The sequence below is a fragment of the Moritella sp. 24 genome, from assembly GCF_018219155.1.
Taxonomy (GTDB): Bacteria; Pseudomonadota; Gammaproteobacteria; order Enterobacterales; family Moritellaceae; genus Moritella.
This window is the reverse complement of the sequence record NZ_CP056123.1, coordinates 3,698,955-3,714,778: the sequence shown is the minus strand read 5'-3', so window position 1 is coordinate 3,714,778 and position 15,824 is coordinate 3,698,955. Positions and strand designations below refer to the sequence as shown.

The 15,824-nt window shown below is 41.0% G+C and carries 11 protein-coding genes; 8 read left to right on the top strand and 3 right to left on the bottom strand.

Annotated elements, in window-relative coordinates; translation table 11 throughout:
• Positions 1–112: 112 nt before the first annotated feature.
• From hrpB to HWV00_RS16505, 4 genes are all read left to right on the top strand, one after another.
• A complete protein-coding gene (gene hrpB / locus HWV00_RS16520) occupies positions 113–2,638 on the top strand; it encodes an ATP-dependent helicase HrpB (RefSeq protein WP_211683079.1) in 2,526 nt (841 codons plus the stop codon).
• A 74-nt stretch (positions 2,639–2,712) separates the two neighbouring features.
• Positions 2,713–3,663 carry a 23S rRNA (adenine(1618)-N(6))-methyltransferase RlmF gene (rlmF, locus tag HWV00_RS16515; protein WP_211683077.1) on the top strand — a complete coding sequence of 317 codons (951 nt, stop codon included), beginning with the start codon at positions 2,713–2,715 and terminating at the stop codon, positions 3,661–3,663.
• A gap of 140 nt (positions 3,664–3,803) precedes the next feature.
• Entirely contained in the window at positions 3,804–4,094 is a 291-nt protein-coding gene (locus tag HWV00_RS16510; RefSeq protein ID WP_211683075.1) for a DUF1294 domain-containing protein, read from the top strand.
• 136 nt (positions 4,095–4,230) lie between these two features.
• Positions 4,231–5,646 (top strand): peptidoglycan DD-metalloendopeptidase family protein, encoded by a 1,416-nt coding sequence (locus HWV00_RS16505; RefSeq protein WP_211683074.1) that lies wholly within the window; start codon positions 4,231–4,233, stop codon positions 5,644–5,646.
• Here the strand turns inward: HWV00_RS16505 and arfB are convergent.
• Positions 5,636–6,049, bottom strand: coding sequence for an alternative ribosome rescue aminoacyl-tRNA hydrolase ArfB (gene arfB, locus HWV00_RS16500; RefSeq protein WP_211683072.1), 414 nt, complete (start codon positions 6,047–6,049; stop codon positions 5,636–5,638). The two genes, HWV00_RS16505 and arfB, sit on opposite strands and share 11 nt — an antisense overlap.
• A gap of 135 nt (positions 6,050–6,184) precedes the next feature.
• Here arfB and HWV00_RS16495 point away from each other — a divergent pair, with 135 nt between their 5' ends.
• The 4 genes from HWV00_RS16495 to HWV00_RS16480 all read left to right on the top strand — a co-directional run bounded on the left by HWV00_RS16495 (position 6,185) and on the right by HWV00_RS16480 (position 13,101).
• On the top strand, positions 6,185–6,688 hold the full coding sequence (locus tag HWV00_RS16495; RefSeq protein ID WP_255554710.1) for a GNAT family N-acetyltransferase: 504 nt from the start codon (positions 6,185–6,187) through the stop codon (positions 6,686–6,688).
• A gap of 16 nt (positions 6,689–6,704) precedes the next feature.
• Positions 6,705–7,343: a LysE family translocator gene (locus HWV00_RS16490; protein WP_211683070.1), complete on the top strand. Its 639-nt coding sequence runs from the start codon at positions 6,705–6,707 to the stop codon at positions 7,341–7,343.
• 133 nt (positions 7,344–7,476) lie between these two features.
• On the top strand, positions 7,477–9,708 hold the full coding sequence (gene mrcB, locus HWV00_RS16485; protein WP_211683068.1) for a penicillin-binding protein 1B: 2,232 nt from the start codon (positions 7,477–7,479) through the stop codon (positions 9,706–9,708).
• Between the two features lie 489 nt (positions 9,709–10,197).
• Entirely contained in the window at positions 10,198–13,101 is a 2,904-nt protein-coding gene (locus HWV00_RS16480; RefSeq protein WP_211683067.1) for a chitodextrinase precursor, read from the top strand.
• Positions 13,102–13,248: 147 nt separating this feature from the next.
• Here the strand turns inward: HWV00_RS16480 and HWV00_RS16475 are convergent, their stop codons facing one another.
• Complete coding sequence (locus HWV00_RS16475; protein WP_211683065.1) at positions 13,249–13,923, bottom strand: TIGR04219 family outer membrane beta-barrel protein; 675 nt, start codon at positions 13,921–13,923, stop codon at positions 13,249–13,251.
• 394 nt (positions 13,924–14,317) lie between these two features.
• Complete coding sequence (gene hemL, locus HWV00_RS16470) at positions 14,318–15,601, bottom strand: glutamate-1-semialdehyde 2,1-aminomutase (RefSeq protein ID WP_211683063.1); 1,284 nt, start codon at positions 15,599–15,601, stop codon at positions 14,318–14,320.
• Between the last annotated feature and the right edge of the window lie 223 nt (positions 15,602–15,824).

Sequence of the window (15,824 nt, the reverse complement as noted above, 5' to 3'; positions counted from 1 at the left end):
AAGTTCCTTTTGCTATTCCTTATAAATAATAGACTTAAATTTAATGAATGGTGTTTTTAGGGTAAAATCTTCCTAATTACTGATTTAATTAATTTCATTCAGAGAGGCCATTGTGGCAGCGTTACCGATCACGTCCGTATTACCAAGTTTGTTTGCGGCATTAAAATCATCAAATCAAGTTATTTTACAAGCGCCACCTGGAGCGGGTAAGTCAACGCTGTTGCCATTAAAACTACTACAAGAAAATATCTTTAGTGGGCGTATTTTAATGTTAGAACCTCGGCGTCTTGCTGCGCGTAACATTGCTGTTTTTATGGCGTCACAGTTACAACAGAAAGTCGGTGAAGATGTGGGTTATCGTATGCGTGGTGATACCAAAGTGTCTCAATCCACACGGCTTGAAGTGGTGACGGAAGGGATCTTAACGCGAATGATTCAGCAAGATCCGGAATTAACCGATTACGACTTGATCATATTTGATGAATTTCATGAACGTTCATTAAATGCGGATATTGGTTTAGCCTTTGCCTTAGAAGTGCAACAAGGATTACGTGATGATTTGAATCTGTTAGTGATGTCGGCGACACTCGACAGTGAAGGTTTGCAGAATATGTTGCCTGACGCTAAATTGATCACTGCTGAGGGGCGCTGTTTTCCGGTTTCTTATAGCTATCACCCAATGGATTTACAGCGCAGTAATATCAAACAAGCATTACCGAATTCGATTGTTGCCACGGTTAAATTAGCATTGCAGCAGCAAGCCGGTAATGTTTTAGTATTCTTACCGGGTGTGAGTGAAATAAAACGTTGTCAGCAGCAATTGCAGGAATTAACGAATGAGCACCTGCAGGTTTTACCTTTATACGGGCAATTGACCCAGCAGCAACAGCAAGCGGCCATTAATCCTTTAGCCAAAGGACAGCGTAAAATTGTATTAGCCACTAATATTGCGGAAACGTCTTTAACCATTGAAGGTATTTCGGTCGTAATTGATTCAGGCCTTGAGCGTCGAGTGAGTTTCTCTCCACGCTCAGGTGTTGGACGATTACAAACAAAACGTATTAGCCAAGCTTCTGCTACACAGCGTGCGGGTCGTGCAGGGCGTTTACAAGCTGGTCATTGTTATCGCTTATGGCGTGAAGAAGACCATAGCCGTTTAGAGGCGCAAATAGAGCCGGAAATTATAGCGGCTGATTTGACGTCGACCTGCTTAGAATTAAAAGTATGGGGTGTTGATAGCTTTGCTGAACTGGCATTACTTGATCAACCGTCGACGGCTAACGTGCAATATGCAGAAGAGCTGTTAACGGATTTAGGTGCATTAGAGTCGGGGAGTTGCAGTAAGCATGGCCAAGCACTCGCTGAGTTTGGGATGTCACCTCGTTTAGCACATATGTTATTAACGGCAAAAGAGTGGGAAAATGAACGCCCGGGAATTAGTTGGCTAGCATGTCGGTTAATTGCATTGTTAGAAGGGAGTGAACGCTTACCGTTGGATTTAGATTTTGCGCTACAACAAATGGCGTCGGGTCACTTTAAACAAGCATTGCGACAAGCGCAGCAGTGGGCGCAACGTTTTAGCTTTGTTAAAAGTAGCAGTAAACAAGCTAACACTCACGCTTACACAGGCCTGTTATTAGCATTAGCCTATCCAGATCGTATTGCACAGCGCCGCACCTGTAGTGGCTCTGGTCAGGCTGCGCGCGGACAAGCTATTTATAGTCAAGATGTTCGCTATATGTTGAGTAATGGACTTGGGGTTAAATTAATGGCGGATGCGAGTTTAGCCACGGCAGAGCTCTTAGTCGTAGCGGACTTGTCATTAACGGAGCAAGGTGCGGATGCCATGGTATACAACGCCTGTGACGTCGATTTAGCGGAACTAAAAGCTGGATTACCGCAGCTATTTACTGAACAAGCGTTTGTGCAATGGGATTTAAAAGCCCAAAAGTTAATTGCCCAGCAACGCCAATGTTTAGGTAAGCTTGTGTTATCTCGCCAAGTATTAACAACTATTACCCCAGCACAAAAACAAGCTGCGGTACTTGCGGGTATTCGTAAAGCTGGATTATCGGTACTGCCATGGAACGATCAAAATAAGGCACTATTAACGCGTTTACGTTGTGCAAATCAATGGTTACCCGAACTCGGGTTTATTGATTACAGTGATGAGGCACTTATTGCTGATTTAGATAATTGGTTATTGCCGTATTTAACAGGTGTTACTGGCCCTGCTCAGATGAAGAAAATACCACTGACGGATGCATTGTTATCACGCTTAGAATGGTCGTTACAACAGCGCTTAGACAAGGAATTACCTACCCACTTTACTGTGCCGACGGGGTCTAAAATAAAATTACGTTATAGTGATAATGTGGCGCCGAGTTTACCCGTGCGAATTCAAGAAATGTTTGGTCAAGCGAATAAACCTGCGGTTGCCAACGGTCGTGTGCCGATTGTGATAGAACTCTTGTCACCCGCTCAGCGTCCGCTACAGATAACTCAAGATTTACTCGGTTTTTGGAGTGGCAGCTATACCGAGGTTAAAAAAGAGATGAAAGGGCGTTATCCGAAGCATTATTGGCCGGATAATCCATTAGAAGCGATGCCGACAAGACGTGTTAAAAAACATATGTAGGAAAGCAGTAATAATTATGCGTAATCTGCTATTATCCGGCAGAGTTCGTTTCAGCAAAACAAAAGAAGATTATCATGACTAAAAAAATCGCTACATTGCATCCCCGTAATCCACATCAGGGACGTTATGATTTAACAGCCTTAGTTAAAACATACCCAGCATTAAAAGCGTATATTACGCAAAACCCTCGTGGAGAAGAAACGGTCGATTTTAGTGATGATAAAGCCGTTGTTTGCTTGAACAGTGCTTTATTAGCGCATTTTTATCAAGTACCAAATTGGCAGATCCCGACTGGCTATTTATGCCCGCCAATTCCGGGGCGTGCCGATTATATTCACTATATTGCCGATCTACTTGCAGAGATTAATGATGGTGAAGTGCCAACTGGTAAGCGTGTTAAAGCGTTAGATATTGGTACAGGTGCAAACTGCATTTATCCGATTATTGGCCATCGTACATATGGCTGGGGTTTTGTTGGTACTGATATTGACACGGTTGCGGCTAAAACAGCGAATGTGATCGTACAAGCAAACCCAAGCTTAAATAAAGCGATTAAAATCGTATTGAAGAAAACACCAGGCAGTACTTTTAAAGGTGTTATTAAATATAACGATAAATATTCTGTAACGGTTTGCAATCCTCCATTCCATGCATCAATGGCTGACGCCGAAGCTGGTACAGAACGTAAGATTAAAAACTTACACAAAGGTAAAGCGGCACCGACGAACACCAAGAAACTGAACTTTGGTGGTCAAAATACTGAACTTTGGTGTGAAGGTGGTGAGTTACGCTTTGTAAAAGACATGGCAAAAGAGAGTAAAGATTTCGCAGAGCAAGTGTGCTGGTTCACAAGCTTGATTTCAAAAGGTGAACATCTTGAAGAGCTTGAGCAGCATTTACACGCGTTAGGTGCAAAACAAATACGTGTGATTCCTATGTCACAAGGCCAAAAAGTAAGCCGCGTATTAGCGTGGAGCTTTATGGATTCTGACGAGCAGCAAGAGTGGGCTGCGGATAACTGGTAAGAACGACGAGTTAAAGCACTGCTAATAAAGCACGAATAAACCGTGACTAGCAGATAGCGTCATATTCAGGTAAATTTATACGGCAAGCATTACGCTTGCCGTTTTTATATCTGATAAGTCTACAATCAGGGAGACATCATATGTTGATATGGTTAGGTTACTGTTATTTAGTATTGAGTATTATTACATTGCTGGTATATGGAAAAGATAAATGGGCGGCAAAACGGCAGGCATGGCGGACGCCAGAAAAGACATTGCACCTGTTGGCATTACTCGGGGGATGGCCAGGAGCTTTAGTTGGGCAAACGCTATTTTCTCATAAAAAAAGTAAAGCCAGTTTCAAACGTATTTTTTGGTTAACCGTGGTTGGTAATGTATTAATTGTATTCGGCATTTTTCAAATAGATCCGAGCTATGTGATTGTCAGCTAATTTAAAAGATTAAAACTTTCGCCTGATTTACACATTTTTACGCTATCTATACTATGCCTTTGTTTTGTTGTGGTATACCATTTCGGCATTATTATGCTGATTACGGCTATTTTGAACGAGAATTGGGTATTCATTAATGTCGTCAATTAAGAACAATAAATTACAATTAGCACTAACGTGGGTGTTATTAACAAGCGTGTTAGTCCTTATTTTTGCACTATTACCAGTGAACGATAAGGCAGAAATAAATAAGGTGGCGGAGAGTAGCAATACGAATACCAAGGCAAGTGCGATCACAGCCTCGGTTGCCGATGAACCGAAAGTTAAAAAATCGGTATCCTTAGAAGCATCGTTAGCCCCTGCCGGTAGCGTGAATTCAGCGACAGCCTTGCTCGCGAGTACTGCTATTTCTACGACTGTTAGCGAAGATAATACGACGGTTACGGCAGAATCTGTTGAAATCATTGCAGAGGAATTAGCTAAATCGTATCCAAAAACAACCAATTACGTGATCCAATCTGGTGATACTCTTGGTGGTATATTCGAGCAATTAGGCTTGAGCCAAACAAGTTTATATCAAATCCTAGAAGTTGATTTAAACGTATTGGCATTAGACAGTATTAAACCGGGACAAACGTTAATTTTTACTGAGTTTGAAGGGCAGTTAACACGCCTTGAATTAAAAGTTAGTCTTTCTCAGCAAGTTATTTATAAAAGCTCTGGTGATAATGGCTTTGAATTTGAACAAGTTAATATCGATGGTGAGTGGCGTGAGCACAGCTATATTGGCAAAGTTAAATACAGTTTTGCAGGTTCGGCAAAGCAAGCGGGATTATCGTTATTCGAAGCACAATTTATTGCTCGTTTATTAAAAGATAAAATTAATTTCAGCCGTGATTTTCGTACGGGTGATACGTTTAAAGTGTTGGTATCACGCCAATATATTGGTGACGAATTAACAGGTGAAAACCGCATCAATGCCGTGAGTATTAATAATCGTAACCGTAATATTAGCGCTTATCTATATGAGGGCACGTATTATGACGAAGCGGGCTTAAGTATTGAAAGAGCGTTCGTGCGTTGGCCTGTAAGCAAAAAATATCGTATCTCATCCAACTTTAATCCAAGACGCGTGCATCCGGTGACAGGCTTATTGCGTCCGCATAATGGTACTGATTTTGCGACTCCGATTGGAACCCCTATTTTTGCGACAGGCGATGGTGTGGTGTCTCGAGTACTTAACCACAAGTATGCAGGGCTTTATATCGAAATATCAAATGGACAAACATACCGCACTCGTTTCTTACATCTGAGTAAGGCGTTTGTTAAAAAAGGACAGCGAATAAAACGCGGACAAAAAATTGCGTTGTCGGGGAATAGTGGTCGTATCACGGGACCTCATTTGCATTATGAACTACATATGCGCGGTCGTGCAGTAAATGCAATGAAAGCTGATATCCCTATTGCTACCGCGATTGAAAAAGATCAACAAGCGGCATTCAAGGTCGCATTAACGAATTATCATGCAGCTTGGGAAGAGGCTAAAAGCTAACTTTACCACGCATAGTTTTCGTTTTTCCACGCTGAGTTTTAGTGTCCATACGTTTCTTTTTGGCATTACGACTCGGCTTGGTTGCACGGCGTGACTTTTGGATCACGGTCGCCTGTTTAATCAATTCAACTAAGCGTTCAAACGCTACCTGCTTATTAAAATCTTGGCTTCTTGATTCCTGAGATTTTATAATAATAACCCCGTCTTTCGTAATACGATGATCACTTAACGCCAACAACCTTTCTTTATAAAATTCCGGTAGTGAAGACGCTTTAATATCAAAACGCAAGTGGATCGCAGTTGATACTTTATTGACGTTTTGGCCACCTGCACCTTGAGCGCGGATAGCTTGAATATCAATTTCTGAATCGGGAATTGATACATTGCTAGAGATGAAAACCATTGAGTAACCTTGGTGTTAATTAGTGAGTAAGCGCTAGCGTCTGTTCGGCTATAAGCCTATGATACTCTTGTTTCCTGCGATTGTTAATTTTCAATTGCGTGAGGTTACTGTCTTCTGTGTGATGAGAGAATATTTATGATGATAATTAGACCTGTCAAAGTCACGGATGCTGAAGCTTTATCAATGCTACTCTCCCAACTTAATGGCGAAACCCCGTTTATGGCGATGGGAGAAAAAAACAGTGCCGCTGAACTGTGCGCGCATCTTGCGCTGTTTATTGAGGCGTCGACACAGGTACTCTATGTTGCAGAGCAAGTGTTAAATAATGAATCATCATTGATTGGTTTTACTATTGGTATTGCGGGTTATGTTGGTCATGATATGGATGCTATTTCTTTGGTTATTGGTGTGCAACAGGCGAGTATTGGTGTGGGGCTTGGACGTGAGTTACTTGCTCATGTCGAAACGTGGGCACGACTGTTAAATTACAAGCAGCTAGAATTAACCGTCATGATAACGAATAAAAACGCGATAGTATTTTATAAAAACAATGGCTTTAAGCAAATTATAGCAAAGCCGAAAGGGATGATTGACGGCATGACAAAAAATGAATTATATATGGTAAAGGTGATTAATTAGGATTAAGGATGATCAGATGGATATAGGCTACTGGGCAATGTTTTTAACCGCGTCGTTGGCATTAAATATGACTCCGGGACCTGATCTGATATTTGTACTAACGAAAACCGTCAGTAATGGCCGTAAAGCGGGGGTTGTTGCCGCTGCAGGGGCTTGTTCTGGAGCCTTGGTTCATGTGGGTGCTGCGGCATTAGGACTATCTGCAATTATTGTTTCTTCAGCTTACGCCTTTATGTTGATTAAAATTATCGGTGTTGGTTACCTTATTTATTTAGCTTGGCAGGCTTTTACGGCATCAGGTGGCATTGAACTCACCTCGACAGAAAACATGAATAGTGATATTTCATCGACTCCTTCACATTGGAAAATATTCAAGCAAGGGGTATTAATCGATGTGCTTAACCCCAAAGCTGCTATCTTTTTTATGGCTTTTTTACCGCAATTTGTGCGAGAAGGACATGGTTCAATTCCAATGCAATTATTACTGCTTGGTCTGATTGTGGTAGTCGGTGCATTCGTGGTCGAACTCGGCTATATTTTTGCCGCGCATCGTTTAACTAAAAAGGTAAAAAGTAATCAAAGTTTTACACTGTGGCTTAACCGTGCTGTCGGTACAGTTTTTGTTGCCCTTGGGATCAAACTCGCAGCAACGTAATTAGGTAGTAAAAATACACATCCCCAATAGTTGAGTTAGAGGGAATGAACAGGGTAAACTAGCGACTCTTTTTTATGGTATTTTATTTGATCGTATTTTACCGTATTTAATGCAATTTCTAGGATCCTTTCCATTGGCTAAACGTCCCGTAAGTGATGACACAAAAAAGATTGTCACAAAACGTAAAACACCGGCAAAATCAGCAGCAAAAAAAACCGCAAAGAAACCGACCACAAAAAAAGCCGCTAAGAAGAAAGTCACAAAAACCAAAAGTCGAACTTGGACACGCAGTGCCCTTATCTTCCTATTCAAATTTACGTTAGCTTTTTCGGCTATTTTCGTTCTCTACGGTATGTATTTAGACAGTAAGATCCAAGCTCGATTCTCTGGTCCTATTTGGAAAACCCCTGCACAAATATACGCGCGTAGTTTAGAACTGAAACCGGGTATGTTCTTACCACACGAAAAACTGGTTGAAGAACTGGAACTGCTTAATTATTTGAAAGTAGCGAAACCACGTACCGCGGGACAGTTTGCTATGTCGAGCAATAAGATAGAATTGTTGCGTCGTAGTTTTACGTATCTGGATGGTGTGGAGCCTAACCAAGCGCTGTTTTTGAGCTTTGCCGAGAATCGTTTAGTCAGTATTCGTGATCAAAAAACCGGTAAATACCTGAATTCGGTCAACCTTGACCCTATGCTACTGGATACGCTGCAAGCACCAAATCAAGAAGACCGTATATTAGTTGAATTGCAAAATTACCCGCAATTACTCATTGATACTTTGCTGCTGGTGGAAGATCGTGATTTTTATCATCACAGTGGTGTATCACCTGTTGCCATTATTCGTGCTGCATTTGCCAATATGAATGCAGGTCGTACCGTGCAAGGTGGTAGTACCTTAACGCAGCAATTAGTTAAAAACTTTTTCTTAACCCGTCAACGTAGTTTCTGGCGTAAATTTAATGAAGCATACATGGCGATATTGATTAACTACCGTTTAAGTAAAGACGCGGTGCTAAGTGGTTATCTTAACGAAGTGTATTTAGGCCAAAATTACAGTGATGGTGTATATGGTTTTGGTTTGGCGAGTTATTTTTATTTTGGTCGTCCTGTTCCAGAGCTAAGCATCGATCAAATGGCCTTTTTAGTGGCGGTAGTTAAAGGACCATCATTTTATGATCCGTGGCGTTATCCTGATCGTGCCCTTGAGCGTCGTGACATGATTATTCGTCTATTATCAAAAAATGGCAAAATAAGTACAGCTGAATATCGAGCTGCTATTTCTAGACCCTTGGGTATTATTCCTCGTGGTCACATGAGTGTCTCTAAAGCGCCTGCGTTTTTATCATTATTACGTCGAGAGCTAAAAACGACCTTTGGCGATGCGCTCTATGATCAGTCTGGATTGAAAATTTTCACCAGTTTAGACCCGCTTGCGCAACGAGCGGCAGAAAAAGCAATCTCTGAAAGTTTACCGCGTTTAGAGAAGGCGCGTAAAATCGATGGACTAGAAACCGCAATGGTGGTGACCGATCGTCAATACGGCCGTGTGACCGCGATTGTTGGTGGCCGTAATACGCAGTATGCTGGTTTTAATCGTGCTTTAGATGCTTCCCGTTCGATTGGTTCATTAGTCAAACCTGCGATTTATTTAACGGCATTTGAGCAAGGCTATGATCTTAACTCACCATTAGAAGATAAACCGTTGCGATTAAATAATCAGTACGGTAATAATTGGCAGCCAAAAAATTATGATCGTAAATACCGCGGTGAAGTGCCTTTGTATCAAGCCTTGATGCAATCGTTAAATGTACCTACTGTTAATTTAGGTATGGCGCTTGGTGTTGATAATGTGATTAAAAGTTTAAAGCGTTTAGGTATTAATAAGGTCGATAACCACTATCCATCGATGTTGCTAGGCGCATTAAATATGTCTCCGTTTCAGGTGTCACAGATGTATCAAACGATTGCGACAGCTGGTGAATATCATAAGCTAACGAGTCTTGTCGCAGTGGTGGATGACGAAGGTGATTTAGTTTATCAGCAGAGTCTGAAAGGAAATCGTCGCTTTGCCCGAGAGGACACCGACTTGACGATTTATAATATGAATCTCGTCGCGAAACAAGGCACAGCACGTCGCCTTAGTTGGCAATTTCCGGGGATTAACTTCGCTGGTAAAACAGGCTCGACAGACAAATTACGTGATAGTTGGTTTGTTGGCTTAGACAACCGCGATGTAGTGACCGTGTGGGTTGGTCGCGATGATAATAGAACGTCTACGTTAACTGGCTCAAGTGGTGCACTAACTGTGTTTGGTGATTATATGAAACTGCGTAGCGCTGACAGTTTAGTGGTGAATTAAGGTATGTAAGTGCTAATATTGTAAAGTAGGCTCAGTTAATGAGCCTACTTTTTTTCTGCCCTAAAATCTGCGTACGTAATATTTTACCCAAACCGTCGCTAGACGGACCTATTTTTCTTTCTATTTCTATAAACGCCCTAAGCTAGATTACTCGACGGTTTTCATCAGGACATTTTGAAATATTTCCAATGTTATATTTTATCAATCAGCTCGGTGTTTAACATTGTGTTAACAATATTGTGCTGCCCGACTCAGCAAAACCGCCATTCTTTCTTATGAATTAAACGCTTAAATATCGTTAATTAATCATAAAGTATTATTTCACCCTGTAAAATAAGATATGAAATGATCTTGGATCACAAAGAAATGGCAGGGTGATACAAAGCATTAAACACACAACACGGATCACTATTTTAGCGTTATTAACTTACTACAATATATTTTTGATATTTATAAAAACCACTTAATGATCGTTTAAGGATAAGCGTAATGAGTATAAATAGAACTAAGTTAGTGAGAAAAACATTTGCTCTGAGTAGTCTAACGGCAGCATGCTTGATAGCATTTAACGCACAAGCAAGTACGTTTGATTGTACGAATATTGCTTTGTGGGATCCGCAAACAACGTATGAAAAGAAAGATACTCAAGTACAAAAAGATGACCTTGTATATATAAATAAATATTGGGCAACGGGAACGGATATTCCTGATCCCGACGCCCCTACTTGGGCTAACTGGCAAAAGCAGGGGAGCTGTGAAGGAACGGGACCCGGAACAGATCCTGGCGTCGATCCTGAACCAACACCAGGGGTAGCGCTGGTGATGCCAAAGCGTGCTAACCCAGTATCACTGAAAGTAAAAGGCTGGCCAAGTACATTAGCAATGGGGACGTTGACTGATACAAGTCCAGCGATGAATACCCAACTAGCAGCAGCGCAAGTTAATGCAATCTTTGCAACGCAAGCAAGCAGTCGTGGCACACTTATTGATCCTACGGTTATCACTCACCTTATTAAACAAGCACGTGATATCGAAGTTGGAAGTTCAAATGTAGTATTACCCACAATTGCACTTAATACAGTCGATGCGAATGATGGCGTTGCTGCTGATGACATTGTTCACTACGAAAATTTAGTTATCCATTTTCAAAACATGATCCGTGCTAGCGCAACAATACAGCAAAGCAAAGATGCTTCTCATGCTAATCCAGCTTCTGTTGTATTAAATACAGGTTTATTAGAAAGTTGGCAATCACCAGAGTTTACAACTACCTATGGTAAGCAAAATGCTTGGACTGTGATTGAAGTTAAAAAAGCATTAAAAGAAGCCATCAACAAAGAAACTGCTTATCAAGTGAAGGATGTAGACGGTGTTACCAGTACTCTGAGTCAACTTTATGACTTAGCGGCCTTAGAAACGGAAGTCGATAGATTAATTGAGAATAATATTATCGGCTGGGTACAATCGCAAAACTTTATCATGAAACGTTTTAGTCCAGATATCGCATTTGGTTGGGTTGCTCCGCGTATTGACAGTGTTGATGTACACGCTACTCACTCGGGTTTGGGAGCGGTTTGGAGTAAAGCTTCAAATGATGCAACTGCATTTATTTTGTCAATTCAAGCATATAAAAAAAATGTGCTGCAACCGGATTTTTTAGCATTTGATAAAGCCGACGATGATGCATTCTCTGCAGCTGGTCTTGGCAATGAGGTCTATGGTGCAAAGCAATGGGATACCTATTTAACTTACGTAAAACAAGTGACTGATTTCTTAGATAAACCCGCAATGTTATGGCAAATTCCTGGTGGACACTTGCCGAGTAAAGCCGATACCACGCCCCTCACTCGAGTGTCTGCCGCGGGTAGTTACTTTATGGGTGACAAAGACATTGCAAATTCAGTCGACAACATTCGCTTAGATGTTACAAGCCAAGCGTTAGATGCGAGCGTATATGGGGCAAGTAGCGCTGGTTCTGTCCTACAACCTGCTAAAGATTATGATTGGGGTACTAGCCGTTTGCGTCATGCCGCATACAGTAATGTATTTGCAATTCAATGGGGTGGAGAATCATCTGTCAGTGTGACGGGTAGTAACTGGTTGCAAGATAAAGTGGTTAATTATCAAAATAAAGCCAAGGTACCACTTTATTTTGCAGGTACTGGCGATAATACGTCGAGCCAAATCACCTCTATTGCACAGTTAAATCAAGACTTAGCCGCAGCTGAAAATAAAATGGATAATGAAGTATTTCTTTCTCTTCAAGCAAATGGTTCTTACATCCCCTCAACCGTTTATAAGTGGGCGGATTTCTTAGCTGCGCTTAACCCAATGCATAATGTGGGCGTTGCTGACGTGAAATTCTGGTTAATGGATCCAGCCGTCGATGATGCAACCAATATCTTATATGCAAAAGTAGCCATTGCCGCTTTCCTTGCTCAGAGCATGAAAGAGACAATCAAATACAACGTATGTGACGAAAACAATTGGTCGATCGATACTGGCGAGCCTATTGATTATCCAATGACCGCTTCTTGTGGCCAGTTACAGCAAGACTATGCGAGTTATGGTGAAGATGCTTTAGGTAACGATAATCCATATTCTTGTCCTCGCAATAGTAAAATGGAAGTGTCTGCATTAACGAATGCAACTTGGTATGGTGCTCCAGGGCCTCTATTTGCAGCACCCGATGCCGTATTAGAAGAAAAAGGCCTATTAGTGAACGGTAGCGCGGGCTACTGGGAAACGAGCTCTTGGTGTAATACCGCTGAAGCTGGTCCTATTGAGGAGAATAAACAGGTTTATGACCGTAATAAATGCGAAACATACCCAGGTCAAAAAGCAGGTGGTTTTGTGTGGAATGGTATAGCAGGTAAATCAGTTGAAGGTTGTGGCTGGTGGGGACGTGGTGTTATTCAAACAACAGGTCGTTTGAACTTTGGTAAACTAAATCACTTTATTGGACGAAGCCATGTAGACACCGATAATATTGGTAAAATGATTCAAGGTATTCAGGTTGATGCAGCACCAGAAAATCCATTGTATGCCGATCTTGACCTTTGTTCTGAACCTGAGTTGATTTGTAGTTCAACTGAGCACGGCGAGCTTAAATGGATTGCAGGTATCTTCTTTTGGATGAATGAAGTGCAAGGTTACAATGATGTTGGTGGCCCTTATGCGGACTGGAATTACTTCACAGAGCTGAAAGCTTATGTTGATGGTGGCCTAGTCGGTGATAAATTTATTAATGATACGTCAGGTATCGTGAACCGTGGTTGCCCAGATGATAAATGCCTGAAGCCGGATGGCGTATTAGATCCTGTGGATGGTTTAAAAGATCGTGCAGATAACTTCAAAAAAGCACTTAAAGCAATGGGCGTTAACGCGACTTAAACGAATGCTATTTTTGTTTGATATTGACCCATAATAAAACGGTGAACTCTCTCTAACTTGATTTGGTTTAGTTAGAGATAGTTCACCGTTATTGATTATTGATTATTGATTATTGATTATTGATTGTTATAGCGCTGTTAGTGTTATTTAGAAGTGACCTTCAAAACCAACAAATACACCGTCAATTGTTGCGTCAGCTTTTACGTCATCAACGTTAAAATCAAGCTGTTGTATACGATAACCTGCGCGGATAGACCAATCTAATACGTAAGCTGGGTTTAATACAAAAGAAAGACCAACTTCTGCATCACCGTATACATCACCAGTGATACCAATTGCATTTACCATTGCAAAGGCTTTAAGTGGGAACATTGGTAGACCAACTTCACCATATAAGTAACCCATAGGTAATGGACCTTTGAATGAGTGCTCATTACCATTTTCTTGGAAAGTACCGCTCAGTTGACGCCAAGTAACACCCGCATCTAGAGATACGATGTCATTGTCTAAGAATTCATAATACAACGTGAAATCAACGGTTTTAAGGTTAATGTTTTCACCCGATGAAGAGCCTTCAACATCAACATTTGAAAAGCTAATTGCACCATTTGGAATTAATGGGATAGGGTGCTCAAATTTAGCATACATGCGGTAGTTATATGTATCTTCATAATTAGTAAAACTAGCATTATTGTTATATTTGATAGTTCCATCAACACCTGATTGCCAGATATTTGCACCAAAGTAAGTGCCGATAGTATCAGCCATTACGCTGTTTGAAAGACCAGTCAGAAGAGTTAGTGCAAGTAGTTGTTTTTTCATAATGAGTCCATGTTCATTTATGTAATTTATCGCGCAACAGTAACAGCAAGCGTCCTTAGTCAATAAGTATTAGACATTTATTCATTAAATCCTAATGCTATTAACTCGTGATTAATACTTTCGGCCGGTATGGAAAAAAGTTTAGCGCTAATATTAGCGCTAATATTAGCGTTTATAAAACGGCTCGCATGCAGTTGTTTTTGTGGTCATTATACATTTCGCAGTTAAATAATCATGTTTATTGAACTATTTATGTCATTTTAACTAAAGTAGGTTGGTTTATTTTTGACTAGTACTTTTACTAGGTAAAAAAAAGACACAAAAAAGCCCTAAAAACAGGGCTTAATTAAATGATAAAAATGGTACTTTTATCATACTTTTCAGTATGTAATTGTTAAGCTAGTTTAGCGAAACAACGTTCAGCAGCTGCAATGGTTGCTTCAATGTCTGCACTGGTATGCGCAGTTGATAAGAAACCAGCTTCAAATGAAGACGGTGCTAGATAAACACCTTCGGCCAACATAAGGTGGAAGAACTGCTTGAAACGCTCTGCATCACATTTACATACAGCTTCAAAACCTGTCACTTCAGCTTGGTCTGTAAAGAAGAAACCAAACATACCACCCACATAGTTTACTGCTAATGAGATGTTTTGGCGTGCAGCTGCCGCTTTAAGACCTTCAGCAAGTTGCTTTGTGCTTGCACTTAATTGTGCTGCTACTTCAGGTTTATCTATTTCATTTAGCGCAGCTAAGCCAGCAGCCATTGCAATAGGGTTACCTGATAATGTACCAGCTTGATATACAGGACCTGTTGGTGCAATGTGTTGCATGATTTCAAGTTTGCCGCCAAACGCGCCAACTGGCATACCGCCACCGATTACTTTACCTAATGTTGTTAGATCTGGTTTTACTTGATAGTGCGCTTGTGCACAACCTGTAGCAACACGGAAGCCTGTCATTACTTCATCAAGAATAAATACAGCATTGTATTTATCACAGATGCTGCGTAGACCTTGTAGGAAACCATCTTGTGGTGGGATACAGTTCATGTTGCCAGCAACAGGTTCTACAATGATGCAAGAAATGTCTTCTGGGTATTCAGCAAATAATGCTTCAACAGAGGCAAGATCATTGTATGTTGCTGTTAACGTATGTTTAGCGAAATCAGCTGGGATACCTGGTGAACTTGGTTGACCTAATGTTAATGCACCTGAACCTGCTTTCACTAATAGTGAATCAGCGTGGCCATGGTAACAACCTTCAAATTTTAGGATCTTGTCGCGGTTTGTGTAACCACGAGCAAGACGGATAGCACTCATTGTTGCTTCTGTACCAGAGCTAACCATGCGAACTTGTTCCATTGATGGCACCATCGCTTGAACTTTTTGTGCCATGATCACTTCGATTTCAGTTGGCGCACCAAAACTTAAACCATTTTCAACAGCAGCAAGTACAGCAGATTTGATTGCTGGGTGGTTATGACCCAAGATCATTGGACCCCATGAACCAACATAATCAATATAGGCATTGTCATCTACATCATAGATACGTGCGCCTTCGGCACGTTGAATAAAGAGTGGGCTACCACCAACGCCATTGAATGCGCGCACTGGCGAGTTTACGCCACCTGGAATAATTGCTTGAGCTTGCGTGAAAAGTTGGCTTGATTTAGACATCTGCAATCCTTTTATCTACTGTCAGAGACGACATATATCCAAGCATTTTGAAGTAACTTGGGTATATTAATTAAGAAATATTTTAGGGCGTTATTATACCTGTTAAGTGGTTTAAACGTAGCTTTTTTACATTTTTAGCGACTTGCATCTAAGTAGTCTTTGTTTTCATCGACAGAATAGTTAAAATAGCGCTCTATTTTTATGCTTATTCACGCAACAAGGC